The organism is Streptomyces sp. NPDC086549 (assembly GCF_044746205.1).
Classification (GTDB): domain Bacteria; phylum Actinomycetota; class Actinomycetes; order Streptomycetales; family Streptomycetaceae; genus Streptomyces.
On record NZ_JBIVBS010000007.1, the window covers coordinates 46,740 to 70,648 of the forward strand.

A 23,909-nucleotide genomic window follows, 5' to 3' on the forward strand; every position below is an offset into this window, starting at 1 on the left:
TAAATGAGAGAACGTCCGGCACTTTGGCCAGACTTTGACCAGAACCTGTCACTAGAAACCGATCTTGACAGCGCGCCTCATGACCGATCGGATTCGGCCATATGTTCACCAAGCAGCGACTGATCGCCGCCGGGGCGACGGCGATCCTCATGGTCGCCCTCGCCGCGTGCGGCGGCGCGGGGGCCGACGACCAGATGCCGGACGACTCCGTCGGCTACAGCAGCGACACTGCCGCCCAGGACACCGAACCGCCGGCGGAGGCGGACACCGTCTCCGGGCTCCGGGACGACGTCCGCCACGTCTCCCGGCGGACGGTCGGGGACACCCGCCCGCACCTGGTCAAGGAGTGCACGTCCACCACCAGACGGGTCAGGCACACGTCCACCACGGGAACGGGCACCAGGCGCAGCACCCGCACCTGGTACACCACGCAGCAGTCCCGGACCTGCAAGCAGGTCCGCAGCGGCACGGAGACGTACCGGCGCGTCGTACGTCCCGAACGGTGGTGTGTGGAGCTGGACGACGTCAACGGCGTCACCACCGAGGACGACGTCTGGTACCGGGTCGACGCCACGACCTACGACCAGGCCGTCGGCACGGATGAGAACACCCGCATGGAGTTCACCCCGGTCGGCACCGGCTGCTGACCCGCACAGCACCGGCGGGGGGGCGGCCGGCCGTACCGGTCGCCCCCCGCGGGGTGCCGTCACTCCTCGTCGATGGTCGGGCGTGTCCGGCCGGGCTCCGGAAGTTCGCCCAGCTGGGCGCGGGCGTGCAGGACGTCTCCGATGAACAGGTCGTACACCAGGACACCGATCGTGCCGCCGACCAGCGGCCCGACGATCGGGATCCAGAAGTAGTTGCTGAACCACGCGCCGTCCCCCGGGAAGGCATAACCGTCCCATCCGGCGAACCAGGTGAGCAGGCGCGGTCCGAAGTCACGCGCCGGGTTGATGGCGTAGCCGGCGTTCGCGCCGTAGGACATGCCGATGGCGGCGACGGCGAAGCCGATCACCAGCGGGCCGAGATTCGCCTGCACCGCCGTGTTGCGCAGGTCGACGACCGCCACGACGAACATGACCAGGAAGGCGGTGCCGACGATCTGGTCGAACAGCGGTCCCCAGACACCACCGTTGAAGTACGGCGCCGGGAAGGTGGCGAAGATCGAGAACGTGGCGAGCGTCTTCCCGCCCACATGCGGGTCCTTCGAGACCGCGTCGTACGCGTTGATCGCGTCGTGGTAGACGCCGAAGACCAGCGCCGCCCCGGTCAGGGCGCCGAGGACCTGCGACAGCCAGTACGGGAGCACCTTGATCCAGTCGAACTTGCGGCGCACGGCGAACGCCAGCGTCACCGCCGGGTTGAGGTGCGCTCCGCTGACACCGCCGGCCACGTAGATGCCGAAGACCACGGCCAGTCCCCAGCCCCAGGTGATCAGCAGCCAGTCGCCCGCGGCCAGGAAGATCGTCGTGGGCGTCGCGGCACGGCCCGATCCGGGCAGCGCCGCGACCGCCGTCGCCACGACACCGCATCCGAACGAAATGAGGACGAACGTCCCCAGGAACTCTGCCAGGCACTCGCCCAACAGGCCTCCGCGGCGCCTGAGCCGCGAGGGCTTTATCAGGGGAGGGATCTCCACAGCCATCTCGACCCCCTTCCGAGGGTGCGTTCCGGTGCATTTCGGTCGTAACACCATCGTTGCGCACGAATCGATTTCCGACACTGCGGACGACCTCGCCCGGGATCCGACCGGTCCGCCCGGCTCCCCCTGCGGTCACACCCCCTCGGCCGACCCGCCCGGACGGGCGGGTCGGCCGCGGCGCCGCCCTACCCCGCGCGCTCCTCCTGCGCCGCGGTCACGGCACGTACGACGAACACGGCGGCCACGGCCGCGCCCACCATCGCCGCGTCCGACGCCAGCAGCGGCCACACCCCGGTGTAGGCCCGTTCGATGATCTCGTCCTTCGAGTCGGTGTACAGCAGCCCGACTCCGCTCGCCATGCCGATGACCCACAGGACCCACCACACGTTCAGCACCATCGGCGGCCGCTTCCCGCCGGTGCTCGCCCCGTAGGCGTCCGCGATCAGACCGCGGGGCACCCAGAGGTTCGCGACGGGCAGGAACCAGCCCAGGTAGACCCAGATGCCGGCGTAGCGCGGCGGCTGCCCCGAGAGGGTCCGCGCGTTCTCCCGGACGCGCTGCAGCCACATGAGGAACACGAGGACGCAGAGCAGTACGGCGACGCCGCCCGCGGACGTGACGATGTGGTACGAGTCCTCCAGCGCCGTCAGCGGCCGGTGACGGCCGTCCCCCTGGTCCGGCGGCCCGGAGGCGGGCTCCCCCGCCACGGCGAGGCGGATCTCCCACACCGCGCGGACCGTCCAGGCGGCACCGGCGAGCAGAAGAGCGGCGACCGCCCACCGAGCGATCCCCCGGACCGGCGGCAGGGCGGGGACTTGCGGGTACTGAGCTATGTGATCGTTCACCCGGGCATCGTGCCGCACCCGCGGGACCGTGCCCAGGCGCCGTGCTGACGACCCGCGAAGCCGTGGCACGACCGGTACACGGTGCTGACACCTGCCGCTACACGGTGCTGACATCTGCCGTCGGCGGCCGCCCGCCCCGGCAACCGGTACGGCTCCTAACCACCCGCCGCGGGTGAGGCCTCCCGCCGCCCGGCGGAGGGACGCTTCCGGTACGCGGCTGCCCGGGACGGCGCGCCGGAAGGGACGGTGGACGATGGCCGACGACAGAGCCGAGCGCATCGCGGACTTCATCGACCCCCTGCGGGTCGTGCCCGGCACCGAGGTGCATCTGGCGAAGGACTTCGACCCCGGGTACACGGCGGGCCTCCGTAAGAAGGACGGCGTCGAGATGCTCCGCAGCGGCATCGAACTGCTCGCCGACTATCAGCAGCGGCTGGCCGCCCAGGACACCTACGGGGTGCTCATGTGCCTGCAGGCACTGGACGCCGGCGGCAAGGACGGGACGATCCGCCATGTGATGAGCGGCGTCAATCCGCAGGGCGTACGCGTGACCGGATTCAAGGTGCCCTCGGCCGAGGAACTCGACCACGACTACCTGTGGCGGTACGCCCTCCATCTGCCGGCGCGCGGCGAGATCGGCATCTTCAACCGGTCCCACTACGAGGAGGTCCTGGTGGTGCGGGTGCACCCCGACAACCTCCGTCGGCAGAAGCTCCCGGCGGCCGCCCGGAAGGGAGACGTGTGGGAGCGGCGGTACCGGGAGATCAACGACTGGGAGCGCTACCTGACCGACAACGGCTTCAGGATCGTGAAGATCTTCCTGAACCTGTCGAAGGAGGAGCAGCGCATCCGCTTCCTCAAGCGCATCGACGTCCCCGAGCGCAATTGGAAGTTCTCGACGGCCGACGTCCGGGAGCGGGCCCGCTGGGACGACTACCAGTGGGCGTTCTCGCAGATGCTGTCGGCCACCAGCACACACTGGGCGCCCTGGTACGTCATACCGGCCGACCACAAGTGGTTCGCGCGCATCTGCGCCGCCGCGGTGCTGGCGCACACCCTGATCGGCATCGACCCCCACTACCCGCACGTCAGCGACGAGACCCGGCGCGAGCTGGCCGAGGTGAAGCGGGAACTGGAGCGTGAGGCACCCAAGGGCGCCGCCGCCGACCCGTACGCCGCCTCGCGGGAGAAGGACGACGCGGAAGACGACGCGGAAGGCGACGAGGAAGACGACGCGGAAGGCGACGCGAAAGACGACGAGCAGGGCGGCAGGAAAGGCGGCAAGAAGGCCGGCAGGAAGGGCAAGCACTCCGGCGGAAAAAGCTGAGGGGAGGCCGCCATGACCGCGCAGACAGACGCGCCGCACGAGCGGGCGCCGGACGGCGGGACCTGGTACGCGCGTCCTGCGCAGGACGTCGCCGCGGCGTTCGGAGTGGATCCGGCCCTGGGGCTGTCCTCGGCGCGCGCGGCGGAGCTCCTGCGGACGCACGGCCCGAACGCGCTGCCGGAGGAGAAGCCCCTGCCGGGCTGGCGCCGCTATCTGGCCCAGTACCGCAGCTATATGCAGCTGGTCCTGGTGGCCGCCGCCGTGGTGTCCTTCCTGATCGCGGAGTGGAACACCGGGATACTCCTGATGGTGCTGACGGTCCTCAACGCGGTCGTCGGCATGCGCCAGGAGGGCAAGGCCGAGAGCGCCATGAACGCGCTCAAGTCGATGCTGAAGGTGACCGCCCGGGTGCGCAGGGACGGGACGGAGTCCGAGATCCCGGCCGAGGAGGTCGTCGTCGGCGATGTCGTGCTCCTCACCGCGGGCGACGAGGTCCCCGCCGACGGCCGGATCATCGCGGCCAGCGCCCTGCAGATCGACGAGTCGGCGCTGACGGGCGAGAGCGTGCCCGCCGCCAAGGACCCCACGACCCTGCCCGACGGCGACCTGGGGCCCGGGGACCGGACGAACATGGCGTTCATGAACACGCCGGTCACGCACGGCAGCGCGACGGTGATCGTCACGGCCACGGGGGCCGCCACCGAACTCGGCCGCATCGCCGGGATGCTGTCGGCGACGCCCCGCGAGGCCTCCCCGCTGGACCTTGAGCTCAACCGGCTCACCCTGTGGATCACGGGGGCGGCCGGACTGACGATGATCGTGATGTTCGCCCTGGGCCGCAGCCGCGGCACGGCGTGGGACGCGCTGTTCGTGAGCGCGGTCTCGCTGGCCATCGCCGCCATCCCCGAGGCCCTGCCCACGGTGACCCAGACCATCCTGTCGATCGGCGGGGTGGACCTGGCCCGGCGCCACGCGATCGTGAAGGACCTGCCGTCGGTGCAGTCGCTGGGGTTCACCTCGGCGATCAACTCCGACAAGACCGGCACGCTCACGATGAACCAGATGACCGTCGTGGAGGTGCTCGATCCCGGCGACCGCTACACCATCTCCGGCACGGGATACGAACTGGCGGGCAAGGTCCACCACGCCATCGGCAGCACGCCCGGCATAGAGGACGCGATCCTGCCGTACGTGCTGGCCAGCGACGCCGGGCTGGTGGACGGCACGGTGGTCGGCGACCCCACCGAGGGCGCCCTGCTGGTCCTCGGCCACAAGGCCGGGCTGGACATCGACGCCTCCCGGGAGCGGCTGCCCCGGCTGGCCACGCTGCCCTTCGACCCCTCGTACAAGCTGATGGCCACCTTCCACTCGGCCACGGACGCGGCGGGCCGCCCGGTCGTGCGGTGCTTCGTGAAGGGGGCAGCGCCCGCGGTCATGGCCCGCGCCACGACCGCGCTGCGCGACGGTACGGCCGTCCCGTGGGACGCGGAGCTGCGGCAGCGGGCCCAGACGCATGTCGAGCGGATGGGCGGCGAGGGGCTGCGGGTGATGGCCGCCGCGCGCCGCGACCTCGACCCCGCCGTCTTCGATCCCGACGGGGACCTGCTCGCGCACGTCACCGAACTGGAGATGACGAGCCTGGTCGGGATGGTCGACCCGCCCCGTGTGGAGTCGCGGGCCGCGGTGGCCGACGCGCAGGCGGCGCACATCCGGGTGCGGATGGTGACCGGGGACGACGTCGTCACGGGCGCCGCCATCGCCCGGCAGCTCGGCATCGAGGGCGAGGCCATGCTGGGCGCCGACTTCGCCGCCCTGCCGGAGAGCGAGCGGCTCAGCCGGATCGACAGCATCGGGGTGGTCGGCCGGGTCGCCCCCGAGCACAAGGTGCTGCTGGCCGACACGCTCAAGAAGAAGGGAGACGTGGTGGCCATGACCGGGGACGGCGTCAACGACGCCCCGGCCATCAAGGCGGCCGACATCGGCATCGCCATGGGCTCCGGCACCGAGGTCGCCAAGAACGCCGGGCGCATGGTGCTGGCGGACGACAACTTCGCCACGATCGTCTTCGCGGTGGAGCAGGGCCGCAAGATCTACGACAACCTCACCAAGTACATCCGCTTCGTCCTCGTACTCCTCGTCGTGTTCGTGCTGACGTTCCTCGGCGCGACCCTGTTCGACATCGCCGCCGGTGAGCCCTTCACCCCGCCCCAGGTGCTGTGGATCCACTTCTTCGTCAACGCCGCCTTCGGCTTCGCGCTCGGCTTCGACCGGCAGAGTCCCGGGCTGATGGAGCGCAGACCGCGGCCGCGCGGCGAGCCCGTGCTGACCAGGGGCGTGATGATCACGGTCGGACTGTCCGGGCTGGTGATCACGGTCGGGCTGCTCGCCCTCATCAAGCTGGGCGAGTCGCACTACGGCAGCACCGCCGTCGGCCAGTCGATCGCGTTCACCTCCTTCGCGCTCTGTCTGATCGTGGCCGCGCTCGAATGCCGCAGCGAGACGGGGACCGTCCTGACCACGGCCAGCTTCGACAGCAAGCAGATGAACTGGGCGATGCTCGTGGAGTTCGCGCTCGCGGTGCTGGTCACCCAGATGGACGGGTTCCAGCGGCTGCTGGGCACGACCCAGATCACCGCGCGCCAGTTCGGCTGGGCGCTGCTGCCGCCGATCGCGCTGCTGGTGCTGTGGGAGCTCGGCAAGCTCGTGGCCAGGCACACCGGAAGGACGACCGGACCGGCGGCCCCTGTGGCGTGAGGAGCTCACGCCACAGGGGCCGCCGGTCACGTCATTTCATCTCGGGGTGCTGCTGCTGGTCAGCACCTGTTCCTTCGCCCGGCGGAACTCGTCGTCCGTGATGTCACCGTGGTTGCGCAGCTCGGACAGTCTGGCGAGCTCCTGCGCGCTGCTGGGACGGCTCTGGGCAGTGGCCGCCGTCTCCCGGACGTAGGAGTCGAAGGCCGCCTGCCGCTCGCGCGCCTCCGCCATCTCACGCTGCCCCATGCCCTTGCCGCGGGCGACGACGTAGACGAAGACGCCGAGGAAGGGCAGCGCGATGGCGAACACCAGCCAGCCGGCCTTCGCCCAGCCGCTCAGGGAGTCGTCGCGGAACACGTCCACGATGACCTTGAAGAGCAGCACGAACCACATCACCAGCAGGACGAACCACAGCATCGTCCAGAACGCGCTCAGCAGCGGATAGTCGTACGCGAGGTACTCCGGTGTGTCCATGCCCTCAGCCTGCGCACAACGGGAAGCACCCGTCCTCACCCGGTGCGGGTGAGGACGGGCCGTGTTGACGTGCCGTGTTACGGCGTACGGATGACGTCGACATGCGGGCGCACGGCTCGGGATCTTGACTGGGAGGACGACTGGACGACCGGACGACCGGGCGATCGGGCCCGCTGGAGGCGAACGTGATGGCTGGGTACCGGACGGGTGCGGCGCTGGCGCTGACGGTGGCGGTGGGCGCGGGACTGAGCGGCTGCTCCGACAACGGCAACGCGTCGTCGACCGCCAGCAAGGCCGCGTCGGCCGCAGTCAGCAAGGCGGCGTCGGCCGCCTCGTCCCTGGCCTCGAAGGGCGCGGACGTGGTCGCGTCGGCCAGCGCGGAGGCGCGACGGCGGCTCGACGAGGTGAAGAACGGCGTCGAGGCCAAGGACGAGGTGAAGCTCGGAACGCCGGCCACGGCCTCCGACGGCCGCACCACGGTGGAGGTCACGGCCACCAACACGGCCGACTCGGCCAAGTCCTTCGCCGTCCAGGTCAGTTTCAAGGACTCCGGCGGCAATCTCCTCGACACGGTCGTCGTCACCGTCGACGACGTGGCGGCGGGCAAGTCCGCCGCGGCCACGGCCCGGAGCACGCACAAACTGTCGGGCACGGTGAAGGCGGAGGTGACGAGGGCTCTGCGCCACTGAGCCCTCGCTGAAGCCTCGCTGAACCCGCCGCCCCGCTCAGGCCATCCAGAAGAAGACGGCCGTCATCCGCTTCTCCTCCAGCGTCCTGCCGAAGTAGCCGGTGGCGCTGTGGACGAGGTTGGCGTTGTAGAGGAGGAGGCGGTTGTACTTGTGGGGGACGCGCACGTCCTCCTCGAAGGCGTCGGGCGCCACGAACCGCGTTCCCAGGGCCTCGACGAGATTGTTGTGCGGGGCCTGGACGACGTTGCCGCCGAGGCGGCCGCCGGGCAGCGACTGCCGGTAGAAACTGGTCCCGCAGTCCTTGGGGACCCCGGGGTTGAGGTACAGCACGGCGGCATACCGGCACAGCGCACGCGAGTCGGTGTGCGGCCGGGGCTCGCTCTCCCCTTCCCCCACCACCTGCACGCAGTTGTGGTTGAGGGTTCCGCCGCCGGGCGCCTGCTGCACCCACAGTTCCCTGGCCCCGGTGGCCTGCCTCACCAGCCGTTCGACCCGGCCCAGTTCGGATGGTTCGAGGCCGGGCATGGCGCGCAGTCCCGGCCAGGTCTCCGAGGTGTAGGGATACCCCTTGGCCCAGTCGTCCTTGGCGAGACACCGCTCCCGCACGGCGTCCACGTCGGGCAGGACGTCGTCCAGTACCCAGTAGTCGCGGCCCTTGGTGGGCTTGCGATAGGGGAGGACGGGGAGCGCGGCGGGAACCCTGGGGGGAGGCTGTGGGGGCATGCGGCGAATCTAGGGCGGGGTTTCGTCAGGACTCTCCCGCCAAGTGGTCAACAATCCGGTCCGATGGTCAATGTTTTCACCAACCGACGCCCGGCGCCCGCCCGTTCGGTACCCGGTGTGCGCCCGTTCGGTACCCGGCGCCCGCCCGTTCGGTACTCGGTGTGCGCCCGTCGCGCCACAACCCGCCTCACCGGAACCTCATAACTTTTTACCAAAGGCATAGAGTCCTACCCCTGTTTTCATCCGTACTGCTGGGTGGCCGAACCGCCTGCAGGCGGGATCCACGACCGGCAGGAGACACGGTGCGCTTTTCGCGGAACGCGACGGGAACTCTCTTCGTGGGCGGTGCCCTGAGCCTGACTCTCGCGGCACTCGCCTATCCGAGCATGCTCGGTGTGAACACGGTCTCCAGTTCGCCGGACCGTGTCATCGCCCAGACCCAGTGGGGTCCCCTGACCGAGGGCGACCGGGACTTCGTGGTGAAGGTGCGGGCGGCCGGTCTGTGGGAGTACCCGGTCGGTCAGATAGGCCTGCAGAAGGGCACCACGAAGGCGGTCCTCACCGCGAGTCAGCACCTGGTCGACGGGCACGCCGCGCTGGACACCACCTGCCGCAAGATCGCACCCATGCTGAACATCACGCTGCCCAACATCGCGAGCCCGCAGCAGGAGGGCTTCGTCAACACCCTGAAGGCGGACAGTGGCAAGAAGTTCGACACCGACTTCGCCAACATCCTGCGCATGACGCACGGTTCGATCTTCAACACGGTGGCGAAGATCCGGTCCACCACCAAGAACACGCTCGTGCGCGCCCTGGCCGACCAGGCCAACAACACCGTGCTCGACCACATCACGGTGATGGAGAAGACCGGTCTGGTCGACTTCGACCAGACCCTCTTCCAGCAGACCACCCCGCCGAAGCTGCCCGCCTCCGACGTGACCCCGCCGCCTCCGCCCGCCGGGCAGCCGGAGGTCGTGCTCACCCCGCCGCCGAACGCCACCTCCACCCCGGTGGACATCGACGGCATCGCCGGCGGCAGCGGCGGGACCGGCGCCGGCGCGGCCACCCCCAACCCCAGCCCGACAGCGGGCTAGCCGAGCCAGACGGTCGTGTCCGGGTCCAGTCGGCCGTCCCGTAGGGGCCCGCTGCTCAGGAGCACCTCGCCCGGTGGCAGCGGGACCGGTTCGCCGGACAGGTTGGCGACGCAGCGCCAGGCGTCCGTGCGGGTGAAGTGCAGGACTCCGGCGGGGGCTCCGGGCACCCAGGTCAGCGTCTCGCCCTCCTGCAGCTTGCGGCGCAGGCGCAGGGCCGTGCGGTAGAGCTCCAGGGTGGAGCCCTCCGTCGCGGCCTGCGCCTGAACGGCGTACGCGGAGAAGTACGGCGGCTGCGGCAGCCAGGCGGCGCCCGGCCCGAAGCCGTACGACGGGCCGGTCCTCGTCCACGGCAGCGGCACCCGGCAGCCGTCCCTGCCCTTGCGGACATGGCCCGTCTGTTCCCAGACCGGGTCCTGGAGCACGGACACGGGCAGGTCGGCCACCTCGGGCAGGCCCAGTTCCTCACCCTGGTAGAGGTACGCGGATCCGGGCAGGGCCAGCATGAGGAGGGTGGCCGCCCGGGCCCGGCGCAGCCCCGCAGGCGCGTCGACCTCGGGTGCGTGGCCGCCGGAGAGCAGCCAGGCGTTCTCGTCCGTGCCGGGAGCGAGCATCAGGCGTGAGGCATGACGTACGACGTCGTGGTTGGACAGCACCCAGGTGGCGGAGGCCCCGACGGTGTGGGCCGTGGCCAGCGAGGCCGTGATCACCTCGCGAAGCCGGTCCGCGTCCCAGCCCGTCTGCAGATACTCGAAGTTGAAGGCCTGGCCCAGTTCGTCGGGGCGGGCGTACAGCGCGCGGCGGGCGTCCGGGACCCAGGCCTCGGCCACCGCCGTGCGGGGCGGTGAGTAGGCGTCGAAGACCTTGCGCCAGTCCCGGTAGATCTCGTGGACCTCGTCGCGGTCCCAGTACGGGTGGGTGCCGGGCGCCAGCCGCTCCAGGGCCTCCTCACCCGTCGCGCCCAGGTCGCCGACGTCCCGCAGCGGTTCGGTGAGGTCCTTCGCCAGGCCGTGGGCCACGTCGATGCGGAAGCCGTCGACGCCTCGGTCGGACCAGAAGCGCAGGGTGGTGCGGAGGTCGGCGCGGACCTGCTCGTTGTCCCAGTTGAGGTCGGGCTGTTCGGGGGCGAAGAGATGGAGGTACCAGTCGCCGTCGGGGACGCGGCGCCAGGCGCTGCCGCCGAAGACCGACTGCCAGTCGGTGGGCGGGAGTTCGCCGTCCGTTCCGCGGCCGGGGCGGAAGACGTAGCGGTCGCGCGCCGGGGATCCGGGGCCCGCGCTCAAGGCCTCCCGGAACCAGGGGTGCCGGTGCGAGGTGTGGTTGGGGACGATGTCGACGATCACCTTCAGGCCCAGGCGGTGGGCCTCGGCGGCCATGGCGTCGAAGTCGTCCAGGGTGCCGAGGCGCGGGTCCACGTCCCGGTGGTCGGCGACGTCGTAGCCGCCGTCGGCGAGTTCGGAGGGGTAGAAGGGGCTGAGCCACAGGGCGTCGACGCCGAGCGCGGCCAGGTGGTTCAGGCGATCGGTGAGTCCCTTGAGGTCGCCCAGTCCGTCGCCGTCGGCGTCGGCGAAACTGCGCGGATAGACCTGGTAGATGACGGCCTGCCGCCACCAGTCGGGGTTCCTGGAGGAATGGTCGGTCACACGGGCTCCCTTGGGAAGGACCGCAGAGGAACGGCAGTACAGACACTGTCCACATTGCCGGGAAAGCGAACCTTCGCACTCTGCGGAGCGGAACACTCCTTGTGTGACGGAGTTGTGATGATCTCCGAACTCCCCTTACGTCACCGTAAGTTGACAGGGTTCAACAACGGGACCCACCATGTGACCACGCTGTGCCGCATGTGACCGATGGGGCCAGTGTTCTCCCGCCTTTCTTGTGCCTTTCCTCCGCTCTCTCTGAGCTCCTGAGATGGGATAGCCATGTCCATAGCCAGACGTGTCACCGTGCGCCGCCTGCTGGGGACGGGCGCCGCGTCGCTCGCCCTCTGCGCGGCCTCCGTCGCCGCCGCCTCCGGCGCCTGGGCCGAGGACGCTCCCGGCGGCGACGGCTGGAAGTCCGGCGGCACCTACAAGCCCGGCACCGGCGCGGGCACGGAGACCGGCACCGACCGCTGCCAGTTCTCGCTCGACGGCAACTCCTTCTACGACTCGGTCAAGGTCGACGACCAGAACCTGAAGCCCACCGACGACGGCAAGGTCCACATCAAGGTCCGCGCCGCCGGTGACGCCACCACCTGCACCGCCTCCCTGGCCTCCTACATCGCCCACGGCCCGTCCTTCGCCACCTCCGGCGAGCAGGTCTTCGTCGACTTCGACTCCGTGACGGTCAAGCAGGGCCAGACCGACTCCCTCGACATCGCGGTGCCGGACGCGGGCTGCTTCGCCCAGGTCGACCTCTACCGCGGCGCGGTGAAGTTCGACGGCCGGACGGACGCGAACGACGGCTTCGAGCACGGCGACCTGCCCAAGGGCCCGGACCACCCGGTCATCAAGGACAAGCTGATCGCGGCGTGGAACGGCGGCACGAAGGACTGCTCGACGACGACCGGGTCGCAACCCCCGGCCACCCCGACGCCGTCCACGCCGGAGTCCGCACAGCCGTCGACCCCGGCCGAGGAGACGACCCCGCCGGCGTCGGAGACCCCGTCGACCTCCACCCCGACCCCGAGCGCCTCCGAGTCGACCTCCGCCCCGGCCCCCACGCCGAACGGCGGCGGCGGTGGCCTCGCGGAGACCGGTGGCGGCAGCGGCAGCGGCATCATCGCGGGAGGCGCCGCGGTCCTCCTCGCGGGCGGCGCGGCGATCGTCTTCGCGACGAAGCGCCGCCGTACGGCCCGCTCCTGAACCAACCCCCCGATACGAACGCCCCGGAGACCCCCGCTCCGGGGCGTTCGTCATTCCGCACCCGGGCGTTCGGGCGCGACCGTCTCCAGGTACAGCTTCACGTAACGCTCCACGTCCACGTCCAACGCCACGTCCACCAGGGCCTGTTCGCGGACGCCGTGGTGGATCTCCGACTCCCCGGGGCGCGGTCGGCGGTCGACGACCGTCTGGCCCCGGGTCGGGCCGGGGGCGAGGGAGACCTCGACGGGCAGCGGGCGGGTGGTGATGCCGGCCGGGTCGGCGACCGCGCACACGGCACCCGCGTCGCCGAGGCCGCCCGCCGGGTCGTCACCGTCGGAGTCGGGGGCGGACGGGCGGTGCGCCAGCAGCTCACCGGCCAGCCGTGCCCCGGGCTCGACGCTCGCGCGCAGCCGCCGTACCTCCGCCCCCGGGACGAGGACCCGGGTGAAGACGTCGAGCCCGTACATGGTGATCGGCACCCCGGCGGTGAGCAGGATCGCGGCCGCCTCCGGGTCGTGCCAGACGTTGAACTCGGCGACCGGAGTGGCGTTCCCGGTGGCCACCGCGCCGCCCATGAACACGATCCGCTCGATGTTGCGGGTCACCTCCGGGTGGGTGCGCAGCAGCAGGGCGATGTTGGTGAGCGGGGCCGTCGGGATCAGGGTGACCGGGCGCGGCGAGGCGAGGATCTCGCGGCGCAGCAGGGTCACCGCGTCCACGTCGACCGGGGAGCGGGTGGGCGCGGGCAGCCCGATGTCGCCCATGCCGTCCCGCCCGTGCACGTGCCGGGCCGAGCGGGCGGGTTCGATCAGCGGCCGCTCGGCCCCGCGGGCGACCGGGATCTCCGGGGCGCCCGCCCGCTCCAGCACCTTCAGGGTGTTGCGGACCACCCCGTCCACGTCCGTGTTCCCGGCGACACAGGTGACCGCGCGCAGGTCCAGGGCCGGGTGGCGTACGGCGAACAGCAGGGCCAGGGCGTCGTCGACGCCGGTGTCGCAGTCGATGATCACGGGGATGGTCGTCGTCCGGTCGGCCACGGCGGGCTCCTTCCCTGGTTCCTCGGGACCCTCGGGGCCCCGTCCCGACCTTATGCGTCGCTCAGTCCCAGAGGGCGGTTCCGCGGGCTCCGACCCTGGCGGTGATCCGGTTCAGGAGCTCGTCGACGGGCACGTTCCCCGGGCGGCGGCCGTCCCGCAGCCGTACGGCCGCCTCGTCGCCGTCCGCCTCGCGCGCGCCGATCACGGCCTGGTACGGCACCAGACGCGCCGCCCGGATCCGCGCGCCGAGGCTGCCCTCCCCGGGACCGGCGAGCTCGGCCCGCAGCCCCCGGGCGACGGCCTCGCGCAGCACGGCCTCCGCACGCGCGTACTGCTCGTCCGCGACGGGCAGCACGACGAGCTGCACCGGCGCCAGCCAGGCCGGGAAGGCCCCGCCGTGCTCCTCGACGAGATGCGCGACAGCGCGCTCCACGCTCCCGATGATGCTGCGGTGCACCATCACCGGCCGGTGCCTGGCCCCGTCGGCGCCGATGTAGTGCAGGTCGAAGCGCTCGGGCTGGTGGAAGTCGATCTGGACGGTGGACAGGGTGGACTCGCGGCCGGCGGGGTCCGCGATCTGGACGTCGATCTTGGGGCCGTAGAAGGCGGCCTCGCCCTCCGCCTCCTCGTACTCCACGCCGGACTCGGCCAGGACCTCCTTCAGCAGCGCGGTGGCCCGCCGCCACAGCTCCGGGTCGGCGACGTACTTGCCGCCCTCGCCGGGCAGAGAGAGCCGGTAGCGGGCGGCGCGGATACCGAGGTCGGCGTAGGCGCGGCCGATCAGCTCCAGGGCGGCGCGGGCCTCCTCGACCGCCTGGTCCAGGGTGCAGAAGATGTGCGCGTCGTTGAGCTGGATGGCCCGGACGCGAGTGAGCCCGCCGAGCACCCCGGACAGCTCGGCACGGTACATGCCGCCCAGTTCCGCGATGCGCAGCGGCAGTTCACGGTAGCTGTGGGAGCGGGAGCGGTAGATCAGGGCGTGGTGGGGGCAGAGGCTGGGGCGCAGGACGACCTGTTCGGAGCCCAGCTCCATCGGCGGGAACATGTCCTCGCTGTAGTGGTCCCAGTGCCCGGAGATCTCGTACAGCTCGCGTTTGCCGAGCACGGGCGAGTACACGTGCCGGTACCCGGCCGCGCGTTCCGCGTCCCGGACGTACTCCTCCAGGGTGTGCCGTACGACGGCGCCGTCGGGCAGCCAGTACGGCAGCCCGGCGCCCATCAGCGGGTCGGTGTCGAACAGGTCGAGCTCGCGGCCGAGCCGGCGGTGGTCGTGCACGGTGGTCTCCTCGGTGAGGGAGGCGAACACCCCGTGACACGACGAAGCCCCGGGGCACTCGCCCCGGGGCTTCGGACTGGGTCAGCTGTCAGCGCGCCGGGACACTCTCCGGCGTCGTCGTGCGGAAGGGGTACGACTCGGCTCGCTGCATGGGCCGAGGGTAACGGGAGCCCGGACGCCCGGTCGACCGGTTTTCCGTCCGACCGCTCCGACCGCTCCGACCGCTCCGGACGCTCCGGACACCTCCGCCCCTGACGCTCCCTCACCCGGACGGCTCGTCGCGCTGGTGGCCTGGGCGCGGGGGTGGTGCCGTGAGAACACGCACCCGGTCAACGCACCCGGTCACCGGCACGCTCAGGAGGCCCCGTCATGTCAGTCCGCCCGGCCCGCCGCACCGCCGCCTGCCTGTTCACCGTCGGCGCGCTGGTCATGGCCTCCGGCTGCCTGGGAAGCAGCTTGGGGAGGAGGGCCCGCCCGGCGTCCCCCGCCTCCGCCGCCGGGCAGCTCTCCCCGTCGGCCGCCGCCCTCACGGAGGCCCAGGCCCGGTCCGCTCTGATCACCCAGGCGGACATGGGCGGGCCGTGGGGGCCGACCGCGGGGGCCGCGACCTGGCGGGACGGGTGGCTGAAGGCGACCACCCAGACTCCCGAATGCCAGCGGCTGCTCGACGCCCTGTACGCCGACGAGCTGCTCGGGCAGCCGTCGGGGACGCACGCCGTGACCGCGCTCGACGACGGCGACGACCAGGCCCAGCTGCGCTACCAGGTCGTCGGCGGGCGGCGGGCGGACCTGGACCGCACGCTGGACTGGCTGAAGGCGCTGCCTCAGACGTGCGGGCAGTTCACGGCGGCCACCACCAGCGCGGGCCTGCAGGCCGTCCAGGTCCTCGGGGCCGAGCTGCCGCCGGTCGGGGACGCCCGGCAGGGCCTGCGGGTCACCCTGACCGGTCAGGCCACCACCAACGACGGCCAGGCCGCCGTCCTCACGCTGGACGTAGCCGTCGTGCGCGTCGGCGACGACGCGATCGTCCTCACCGACGGCGCCCTCGGCACCCCGCCCGCGAGCACCGTCCGCCAGGCCCTCGAACTCGGTGCCCAGCGCCTGACGCAGGTCCACGAGCAGGCGCGGGCCCAGGCCTGACACGGACCGGGCCCGCGGACCTCACAGGCGGCCGAGGGCCGTGGTGCCCGAGTCCCCTCCGGTACGCGTCCAGCACGGCCTCCACCCGCCGGTGCGCAGGCGCGGACCGGCGCCACCGTGCGCGGGCCCGCGGACCTCACAGAGGCGGCTGGGCGGGCGCGGGTCCGAGGGTCGTGGTGCCCGGGGCCGTACGGTGCCCGAGCCCCGTCCGGTACGCGTCCAGCGCGGCCTCCACCCGCCCGGTCCGGCGCAGCAGGTCGCCGAGCAGCCGGCACAGGTCGGCGAGGTCGCCGGCGGCGCCCGCCCGCTCCAGCAGGCTCAGGGCGCGTACGTAGTGTTCCTCGGCCGCCTCCGTGTCCCGGGCGTCCTCGGCGATGATGCCGAGCAGCCGGTGCGCGCCGGCGGAGTGCACGGCACCGCGCTCGGAGGACAGGTCCCCCAGCACCCCGTGCAGCAGTTCGGCGGCCTCCTCCGACTTGCCGCGCCGGCGCAGCACGTCGGCGAGCTCGACGGCGGCCTGACTGCTGTAGAGGGCGGCGCGGGTGGCCGAGAGCATCGCCATGGCCTCCCGCAACTCGTGCTCGGCGCGCTCCAGTTCGCCGTCCTGCGCGTACACGTATCCGCGCATCCAGTGGCAGTTGGCGAGTTCGGTGCGCAGCTGCAGCTGGCGGTACAGCTCGGCCGCCTTGGCCAGCGAGGCGTCGGCCTCGGCGACCCGGCCCTCGGCGAGCAGGGTGCGGGCGACGGAGCGGTGCATACGGGCGATCAGGGCGGGGTCGGCCACCTGCGGGGCGAGGGCCAGCGCGAACTCGGCGGCCTGGGCGGCACGGGCGTGGGCGCCCATGTCCATGTAGGGCCCGATGACGCTGGCGTAGAGGAGCAGAAGGGCATCCGGGTCGTGCAGCCCGCCGCGGTTCAGCTCGTCGAGCGCGGACTCCAGCAGGTAGACGGCGTAACGGAGTTCACCCGCGAGGTAGTGCGAGACGGCCCGGCCGCGCAGCGCGGGCACCCGGACCGGCAGCGGTTCTCCGGCCATCCGCTCCTCGGCCCGCTCGAAGTACTGCCGGGCCTCGGCCAGATCACCGGTGTCCAGGGCGCACTCGCCGAGCCCGAGCAGCGCGGTGGCCTGCTCAAGAACCAGCCCGTGCGCCTCCGCCTCCGCGAACAGGGCGGCGTACTGCGCCGCCGCCTCCTCCGCCTCCCCGGTGGCCAGGGTGCGCTGCGCCCCGGTGAGCCGCAGCCGCAGATCGGTGGCGAGGTGCGCGGGCCGTCCGCTGGCCAGCTCCTCGAAGGTGACGCCGAGCCGCCCGGCGATGTGCCGCAGCGCGTCGTCGGAGGCACGTACCCGACCCGCCTCCAGGGTCGAGATGTAGGCGGGCGTGTAGGCAGGCTCCGCCAACTGTCGCTGGGTCAGCCCCCGTTCCGTGCGCAGCTGCTGCACCCGCCGCCCGATGACCTCCGGGTCGTCCCGCTCCTGCATCCGTGAACCTCCCCCAACTCCCCCAGCACCCCTTGCCGTTAGGCTCCGTCAGCCTCTAGGTTAAACGGCGCATTAAGCATGCTTAATACGTCGCTGTTGTTGCGAGGTTGCCGTGCTCGGACGCACATCCGCACGCTACGGACGCCCCACCGCACGGTACGCCAGGGGCCTGACCGCTGCCGTGATCGCCGTGGCCGCCCTGGTGACGGCGGCCAACGCGGGCCCGGCCCGAGCGGCCCAGGAGAGACCGGCACCCCATGCGTCCCACCACCCGCAACGCGGCTGAGGAACCGCACCGCACGTGTCCACAGCTGTGGACGAAACCGGCCGACGGCGGGCGCTCGGATCCGGTCAGCCGGGGTCACCGGGGTCAGCCGGGGTCAGCCGGTGCGGACAACCTCCCTGTACAGCCGCTCGAGTTCGGCGACCTTCACGGAGCCGCGCTCGGTTTCGCTGATCAGCTTCCGGTTGGCCAGCCGGTCGCCGGCGCTCAGCGGCCCGGCGCTCGACAGCGCGTCGGCCAGCGTCCTGACCAGCGGACCGGGGAGCAGGTCCGCCAGCAGGCCGTCCGCCACCAGTTCCCGGTAGGGCGCGATGTCGGACAGCAGCAGCCGGCAGCCGGCGGCCGCGGCTTCCAGCACCGATGAGCTTCGCTGGTCGGTCCGGGGAACCGAGATCGCCAGATCGCTCGCCCGCATCAGGCTGAACATCTCGGCCTGGCTGAGCGGCTGATCGATGACGACGGACCGGCCCGCCAGATCGTGCGCCCGGGCGCACAGCAGCCCGAGGTATTCCCGCTGTGCGCGTCTGGCGGCGGCGTGGGCCGGCTGGTGACCGGCCGGCAGTACGAGGAACAAGTCGGCCCGGTCCCGTGCGGCCCGGGTGAAGGCGTCGAGGATCTCGTGCGTCCGGTAGGTCTGCGACGTGCTGCGGACCGACAGCACCACCGTGGCACCGGCCGGAATGCCGTACCGCACGCGCGTCGAACGGTGATCCGTGTCGTCCCCGGCGTCGAGCAGCGCGTCCGGTACCCCCCAGGAAAGGACCGTGATCCGTGACCGGAGGACCCCGTATCGGCCCGCGACCCGCTCCGCCACCTCCCGCGAGGTCGGCACCGACCGGGCGGCCCGGCGGAGCGCCAGCCGGGCGACCAGCGCCCGGCCGGGATGCCGGTCCGCCGCCCGCAGTTCGGAACCCCAGGGGGTGATCACGACCGGTGCCGTCGTGCGGGCCGGCAGCAGAAGGGAGAGCGCCCCGTGCACGCCGAGCGAATGGACGTGGATGACGTCCGGCCGCGCCCGGCGCACCTCGCGGCGCAGCCAGCCCCCCGCGCGCATCGCCCGCGTCGGCCACCACGCGCCGGCGGGGACGGACGCGGCTCGCCAGCCGGCCGGGCTCGGGCCCGCCTCGTGCCAGCTGCAGACGGTGACCTGATGACCGCGCTCGGCCAGGTCGTCCGCCCAGCGCCGGGTGTGAAACGAGGTGGCCGGAGCGAGCAGGAGGACGCGCAGCGGCGCGGCCGACGCATCGCCGACGCCCAGCCGTCGCGGGTCGTCCCGGTCATGATCGGGCATAGCGCTCCCTCAGTACGAAACGGCCCTTGCCCGCCGCTGCCCGCAGCCGTCCGGCCGGGCTCCGCGCGTAGCGGTCCCAGGCGCGCGCCACCGCCGGCCATCGTGGGTCGTCCAGTACTCTTCCGGCCGCGGTCAGCAACGCGGTGTGCAGACAGTGGTACGCGAAGCTGGCGGGCGCGCGGTACCGCAGGTCGTACCTGGTCCAGTACCCCAGGTCGAATGCGGCCAGGGAGTCGCGGAGCCGGTCCGCGACCGGCTGGTGGGCTGCCCCGCCCTGATGCAGGCTCAGCTCCCGGAGACCGAAGAGGGCGAAGACGGCACCGTTGAGAATGTGGCTGACCGGGTCCGACGGGCACTCCTCGAGAAAGGGGCGGCCCCGGTGGTCGTAGTGCGAGCACCCGCCTGCGGCCAGCGGCCGGAGCATCAGTTCCACCGCGCCCTCGCTGGCGTCGAGGAACGACCGCTCGCCGGTCGTGGCGTACCCGCGCAGCATCACGGATGCCGCCAGGCCCTGGGCCATCGCCGAGTACCAGCCCGGGCGCACCCCGTATCGGGGCACCGGTACCGGATAACGCCAGCCGCCGTTGCCGTCCTGACTGGCACGCAGCCAGTTCGCCTGGGTCAGGAGCGCCTGGACGCCCGGCGGCCGGTCGGCCGGGACGTCGGGATGCCGGCCGGCGGCGAGCGCGCCGGTGTGCTGTGCGAGCGCGTACAGGCTGACCGAGACCGGGTTGCGGTAGGTCTCGCCGGTCGCGGCACGGGTGACCACCAGTCCCTCGTGGTCGAGGACGCTCCCGGCGGTCATCGGCCGCAGGTCGAGCGGGTACCTGCCCGGCGGGCCTGCGGGCATCTGGCCGGGCGGCGTCGTGGCGTCGACCGGGAAGCTCGGCCGTCGCAGATCGCGCACCGCCTTCCCGGCCATGCCGAGCAGCGCCGTCCCGGCGCTCATCGTGTCCTTCACGCGGGATTCTCCCGACGGCGTCGCGTACGACCTCGCAACGAGGTCAGTGCCTGGTGGTACAGATCGTTCACCTGGCCCGCTGTCGCGGTGATGTCGAACTGGCGAAGCGCGAGTTCACGACCGCGGCCGGCCATGCGCAGACGCGCCGCGGGATCCGCGAGCAGCGCGTTCACGGCCTGTCCCAGTGCCTCCGGATCGGCGGGCGGAATCAGCAGGCCGGTACGGCCGTTCTGCACGGTGTCCGGCAGGCCGCCGACGTCGGTCGCCACCACCCCCTTGCGCATGAGCAGTGCCTCCACCACGGTGTAGCAGGCGGACTCCTCCATCGACGGGTTCACCAGCACGTCGAGCCCGGCCATGACCGAGCTGATGTCGGACCGGAATCCGGTGAACGTGATCCGGTCGGCAACGCCGAGCCCGGCGGCGCGGCGTTCCAGCTCCCGCCGGTACGCCCCGTCACCGACCAGTTCGTCGCCGACCACGAAGAACCGGGCGCCGGGGTGCTCGCGCAGGATCAACGGGGCGGCGTCGATGAAGACTTCATGTCCCTTGACACCGACCTGGCGGAACTCCCGCACCTTGCTCGGATACATGTACGCGACCATGCCGATGGCCGGCGTGGCGCCGCTGAGCCCGAACTCACGGCGGAACGGCTCCGGCGGGGTCGCCGGATCGAACCTGTGCACATCGCAGCCGTAGTAGCTGACCGCCACCGACCGCGCCCCCATGGCCCGGTAACGGTGCGCGATCGCCCGGCACGAGCCGATCACCAGATCGTCCCGGCGCAGCGTGAGGCGCTCCAGGATCCGGAAGGGCGCGATCCGTAGATGCACCACTCCTGGGACCTGCGACACGACCAGTGCCGGCCGGTAGGCGGTCGACGCCACTCGAGCCGCGAGCCTCGCGGTGATCAGATGCGAATGGATGACGTCCGGCCGGTATGCCCGGACGAACCTCATCAGCCGCCACAGCCCGGCCACCGATTCCGGCAGCTGCTCGATCCGTCTGGGAAGTCCGAACGAAATGATTTCCACCCGGACGCCGCGGATCCCGCGCAGCCGGTCGGCGAGCGGGCCCTCTCGGGGCAGCACCGCGCACACCTCGTTGCCCAGCTCGGCAAGGCCCCGTACCTGGTCGTGGAACCAGCTCCCGCCGACGGCCGCCGAGCTGATCTGAAGGATGCGCAGCGGCCGCCGCGGCCTGCCGTTCGGCGACGTGCTCATCGCGCCACCACCGCCACACCCGCCACCGGTGCCGATTCCGGTGCTGCCGCTGCCGGTGCGGGTGCGGGTGCCGATGACGGTGCGCCGGCCGGTGTCGCCCTCGCGGCCAGCATGATCAGCATCAGACCGGCCAGCAGCGGCGGTTCCAGGAGGACCTCGCCGAACAGCGAGCAGACCCCGGCACCGAACAGCGCCAGCAGTGCCGCCTCACCGGCGAAATGACCGCGGCGAACCGCGCACCGCGCCCGGCGGACGCCGCACACGACGAGCGCGCCGATCCCGGCCGCACCCATCAGGCCGGTCTGCGAGAGCACTGTCAGGTAGGTGTTGTGCGCGAAGTGCAGGAGCGGGAACTGTAGGAGCATGACCTGGTAATCACCGGTGGCTCGGTAGTAGGCGGACAACTGGCCGGCGAAGTTCAGATAACCGACGCCGAAGAACGGGTGCGCCTCGAACATCCGCAGTGCGCTGTTCCAGAGGTCGATCCGTACGGCGGAGTCGGCGTCCAGAGTGCCGCCGAGCATCGAGCCGAACCGGACCCCGATCACGGCGGGCAGCAGCGGTACCAGGCAGGCCGCACCGACGCCCAGGGCCAGGAGGCCGCGCAGAGACCTGCGGAAGGCGTAGAGCGCGACCACCGCGATCCCGCCCAGGTACGCCGCGCGGCTCAGTGAGTACGCGACCCCCACGGCGAGCACGACGACCCCGACGCCGGTCGCCAGCCGCGGCAGAGGCTCCCGGACGGCCGGACAGCGGCTGAGCAGGACCGCGGCCGCCATGACGAACAGGGCACCCACGGCGTTGTGGTTGGCACCCCCCTCCTGGGTGATGGCCAGAACGGCGGCGTCGGCAGGCGTCAGATCCGACTTCTCGGTGAAGGTGGAACCGGCCTGGACGATCTCGGTCACGGCCAGGATCACGCTGCCGCAGCAGAACACGACAAGCGCCCGGTCGAGAGCCGGTCCGGGTTCGGCGACCAGTGGCAGCAGCACCAACGGCGCCCACATCAGCAGCAGGTACGGCCAGGTGCCGGTGACCGGCAGCTCGGAGTCGCCGAGGAGGGCGCCGGCGGCCAGCATGTAGACGACCGTGCCCATGGCGAGCAGCGCGACGGCCGGCTTCGGCCGCACGATCCCCCGGCCGGTGACGACACGGCCCAGCAGGCAGATGAGCATCAGGGCGAGCAACGGGCTCGGTGTGATCAGCGAAGCGCCGATGTCGGACTGTGAGAAGGGGATCGCGGCCGCGAGCACATACAGACCCGCGTTCGGGATCAGCAGACAGGGCAGTACGACCGCCGTGAGCCCGGCGGCGCCGGCAATGCTGATGAAGGGGCTGAGCACTGTCGCGAGAAAGCCGGCGCCCGCCGCCATCACGAGCGCCGCCGCGACCATGGGCGCTCTGCCGGCCAGGACGGACCCCGCCTGCATCAGGTACGCGCCCGGCCGGCGGTCCCCGGCCGTCTCGACCGTGGCCCGCCGATCCGGCCCGCGCGCGGGGCCCGCCCCTGCCTCGGTGGCGGGATCGGCTTTCTCGGTGGCGGGCTCGGCTTCCTCGGTGGCGGGCTCGGCCGGAAGACACCGGCGGGCGCGGGAGCCCAGCCGCACGCCACGGCCGAGCAGCACCGCGAACACCAGGTACCCGGCCGAGTCGGCGACGCCGGCACCGACCGCGCCATAGTGGGGCGTCAGCGCTCCCAGCAGTGCGATGTTGACCATCGCGCCGATGACGGTGGCCGTGATCACCGGCCGGAGCAGGCCGGCGGCCGCCAGGTACGGCTGGATCGAACGGCCCGCGCTGAACAGCACGAGACCGGGGAGCAGCGCCCAGATCACCGGCACGGCACCGGAGTACTGCCGCCCGTAGACCGCCGGGATCAGGACGGGCGCCGCTGCCGCCGCCAGCACGGCGCACAAGGCCGCGGCGGCGAACACGGTCCGGGCGATCCTGGCCGCCGCCCGCGCGTCGACGGCACCCGACGTGACCGCGGGAAACATCACCAGCGCGACCGTCGTCGACAGCAGGAACAACCCCTCGGCCAGGGGCAGCGCCACCGCGTACACGGCGACGGCCGTCGCCCCGGCCAGCATCTGGATCACCGGCACATCCAGGCGCAGCATGCCGTAGTGGACGAGATTGGGGAGATAGGCCCTGATGGCGAAGCTGCCGAAGGTGCGGGCGGACACCGGTTCACCGTCGGCGTGGACGCGGGTGGTGGCCGCGATCAGCAGCATCCCGGCGCAGACCAGCTGCCCGGCCAGCACCGACAGGAAGCAACTGGTGGGGGTCAGTGATCCCGCGGCGAGAAGGCCGCAGACTCCGGCGAGGTAGCCGGCCGCGGGGACGGTACTCATGAGGTTGTACGCAGCGACCCGGCCGCGGCCGACCTCGGCCATGCCCAGCAGCGTGGACAGCAAGGTCACCGGGCACATGGCGGCCGCGATCACCGCGAGCCGCAGCGGCAGGCCGAGCAGCACGACCGGCCAGAGATGACCGAGCAGCAGCCACAGCCCCGCCAGTGCGGTGCCCGGAACCAGGGAGAACACCAGGCTCCACCGGACGATCTGCCGGAACGCGGTGTGCGAGGTTCCGGCGAACCGGGCGTTGGCGTTGTCCATGCCCAGGACCGTGACGACGCTGAGCACGGCGGGGACCGCGATCATGACCGCGAACGTGGCCCTGCCTCGCATCCCCAGACCCCGCGCGGCGATGACGCCCGCCGCGAAGCTCATCGCCGTGGCCAGCACTCGCGTGGCCAGCGTGCCCCCGATCGCCGCGGGACTCACCCCCGGCAGCCGGACGCGGAGACTTTTCATGATCGACTGCA

General features: G+C 71.9%; 19 protein-coding genes. 7 read left to right on the forward strand and 12 right to left on the reverse strand.

Translation table 11 applies throughout. The features are described 5' to 3' along the window. Positions 1-101: 101 nt before the first annotated feature. Positions 102-647: a hypothetical protein gene (locus tag ACIPSA_RS22805; protein ID WP_402637792.1), complete on the forward strand. Its 546-nt coding sequence runs from the start codon at positions 102-104 to the stop codon at positions 645-647. Positions 648-706: 59 nt separating this feature from the next. On the opposite strand, the gene ACIPSA_RS22810 is transcribed toward ACIPSA_RS22805, so the two are convergent. Beyond that, positions 707-1,645, reverse strand: a complete 939-nt coding sequence (locus ACIPSA_RS22810) for an MIP/aquaporin family protein (protein ID WP_402637794.1) — start codon at positions 1,643-1,645, stop codon at positions 707-709. 182 nt (positions 1,646-1,827) lie between these two features. Further along, positions 1,828-2,487, reverse strand: coding sequence for a DUF4328 domain-containing protein (locus ACIPSA_RS22815; protein ID WP_402637796.1), 660 nt, complete (start codon positions 2,485-2,487; stop codon positions 1,828-1,830). A gap of 253 nt (positions 2,488-2,740) precedes the next feature. Between ACIPSA_RS22815 and ACIPSA_RS22820 the strand changes: the two genes are divergently transcribed. Beyond that, positions 2,741-3,814, forward strand: coding sequence for a polyphosphate kinase 2 family protein (locus ACIPSA_RS22820; RefSeq protein ID WP_402637797.1), 1,074 nt, complete (start codon positions 2,741-2,743; stop codon positions 3,812-3,814). A 12-nt stretch (positions 3,815-3,826) separates the two neighbouring features. Further along, positions 3,827-6,568 (forward strand): cation-translocating P-type ATPase, encoded by a 2,742-nt coding sequence (locus ACIPSA_RS22825; RefSeq protein ID WP_402637798.1) that lies wholly within the window; start codon positions 3,827-3,829, stop codon positions 6,566-6,568. Between the two features lie 36 nt (positions 6,569-6,604). Here the strand turns inward: ACIPSA_RS22825 and ACIPSA_RS22830 are convergent, their stop codons facing one another. Further along, complete coding sequence (locus ACIPSA_RS22830; protein WP_402637799.1) at positions 6,605-7,042, reverse strand: SHOCT domain-containing protein; 438 nt, start codon at positions 7,040-7,042, stop codon at positions 6,605-6,607. A 188-nt stretch (positions 7,043-7,230) separates the two neighbouring features. Here ACIPSA_RS22830 and ACIPSA_RS22835 point away from each other — a divergent pair, with 188 nt between their 5' ends. Further along, on the forward strand, positions 7,231-7,731 hold the full coding sequence (locus ACIPSA_RS22835) for an FxLYD domain-containing protein (RefSeq protein ID WP_402637801.1): 501 nt from the start codon (positions 7,231-7,233) through the stop codon (positions 7,729-7,731). Positions 7,732-7,767: 36 nt separating this feature from the next. Here ACIPSA_RS22835 and ACIPSA_RS22840 read toward each other — a convergent pair whose 3' ends face one another. Further along, positions 7,768-8,454 (reverse strand): DUF6445 family protein, encoded by a 687-nt coding sequence (locus tag ACIPSA_RS22840; protein WP_402637802.1) that lies wholly within the window; start codon positions 8,452-8,454, stop codon positions 7,768-7,770. 338 nt (positions 8,455-8,792) lie between these two features. On the opposite strand from ACIPSA_RS22840, the gene ACIPSA_RS22845 reads away from it, so the two are divergent. Next, positions 8,793-9,548 carry a DUF4142 domain-containing protein gene (locus tag ACIPSA_RS22845; protein ID WP_402638127.1) on the forward strand — a complete coding sequence of 252 codons (756 nt, stop codon included), beginning with the start codon at positions 8,793-8,795 and terminating at the stop codon, positions 9,546-9,548. Here ACIPSA_RS22845 and ACIPSA_RS22850 read toward each other — a convergent pair. Continuing rightward, positions 9,545-11,188 (reverse strand): glycoside hydrolase family 13 protein, encoded by a 1,644-nt coding sequence (locus ACIPSA_RS22850; protein WP_402637803.1) that lies wholly within the window; start codon positions 11,186-11,188, stop codon positions 9,545-9,547. The two genes, ACIPSA_RS22845 and ACIPSA_RS22850, sit on opposite strands and share 4 nt — an antisense overlap. Positions 11,189-11,467: 279 nt before the next feature. Here ACIPSA_RS22850 and ACIPSA_RS22855 point away from each other — a divergent pair, with 279 nt between their 5' ends. Next, a complete protein-coding gene (locus ACIPSA_RS22855) occupies positions 11,468-12,391 on the forward strand; it encodes an LAETG motif-containing sortase-dependent surface protein (protein ID WP_402637805.1) in 924 nt (307 codons plus the stop codon). Positions 12,392-12,441: 50 nt separating this feature from the next. Here the strand turns inward: ACIPSA_RS22855 and ACIPSA_RS22860 are convergent, their stop codons facing one another. Both ACIPSA_RS22860 and thrS read right to left on the reverse strand, forming a co-directional pair. Continuing rightward, positions 12,442-13,428: a nucleoside hydrolase gene (locus ACIPSA_RS22860; protein ID WP_402637807.1), complete on the reverse strand. Its 987-nt coding sequence runs from the start codon at positions 13,426-13,428 to the stop codon at positions 12,442-12,444. 61 nt (positions 13,429-13,489) lie between these two features. Next, positions 13,490-14,734 (reverse strand): threonine--tRNA ligase, encoded by a 1,245-nt coding sequence (gene thrS, locus ACIPSA_RS22865; RefSeq protein ID WP_402637809.1) that lies wholly within the window; start codon positions 14,732-14,734, stop codon positions 13,490-13,492. Between the two features lie 339 nt (positions 14,735-15,073). Between thrS and ACIPSA_RS22870 the strand changes: the two genes are divergently transcribed. Beyond that, positions 15,074-15,844, forward strand: a complete 771-nt coding sequence (locus tag ACIPSA_RS22870; RefSeq protein ID WP_402637811.1) for a hypothetical protein — start codon at positions 15,074-15,076, stop codon at positions 15,842-15,844. A gap of 136 nt (positions 15,845-15,980) precedes the next feature. On the opposite strand, the gene ACIPSA_RS22875 is transcribed toward ACIPSA_RS22870, so the two are convergent. The 5 genes from ACIPSA_RS22875 to ACIPSA_RS22895 form a co-directional block, all read right to left on the reverse strand. Beyond that, entirely contained in the window at positions 15,981-17,324 is a 1,344-nt protein-coding gene (locus ACIPSA_RS22875; RefSeq protein ID WP_402637813.1) for a tetratricopeptide repeat protein, read from the reverse strand. 380 nt (positions 17,325-17,704) lie between these two features. After that, the gene (locus ACIPSA_RS22880) at positions 17,705-18,898 is read right to left on the reverse strand and encodes a glycosyltransferase family 4 protein (protein ID WP_402637815.1); all 1,194 of its coding nucleotides are present in this window, start codon (positions 18,896-18,898) and stop codon (positions 17,705-17,707) included. After that, on the reverse strand, positions 18,885-19,859 hold the full coding sequence (locus ACIPSA_RS22885) for a D-glucuronyl C5-epimerase family protein (protein ID WP_402637816.1): 975 nt from the start codon (positions 19,857-19,859) through the stop codon (positions 18,885-18,887). The genes ACIPSA_RS22880 and ACIPSA_RS22885 overlap by 14 nt, the downstream gene beginning before the upstream one ends. Then, positions 19,856-21,082 (reverse strand): glycosyltransferase family 4 protein, encoded by a 1,227-nt coding sequence (locus ACIPSA_RS22890; RefSeq protein ID WP_402637818.1) that lies wholly within the window; start codon positions 21,080-21,082, stop codon positions 19,856-19,858. Before ACIPSA_RS22890 ends, ACIPSA_RS22885 begins: the two co-directional genes overlap by 4 nt. Further along, positions 21,079-23,898: an O-antigen ligase family protein gene (locus ACIPSA_RS22895; RefSeq protein ID WP_402637819.1), complete on the reverse strand. Its 2,820-nt coding sequence runs from the start codon at positions 23,896-23,898 to the stop codon at positions 21,079-21,081. The genes ACIPSA_RS22890 and ACIPSA_RS22895 overlap by 4 nt, the downstream gene beginning before the upstream one ends. Between the last annotated feature and the right edge of the window lie 11 nt (positions 23,899-23,909).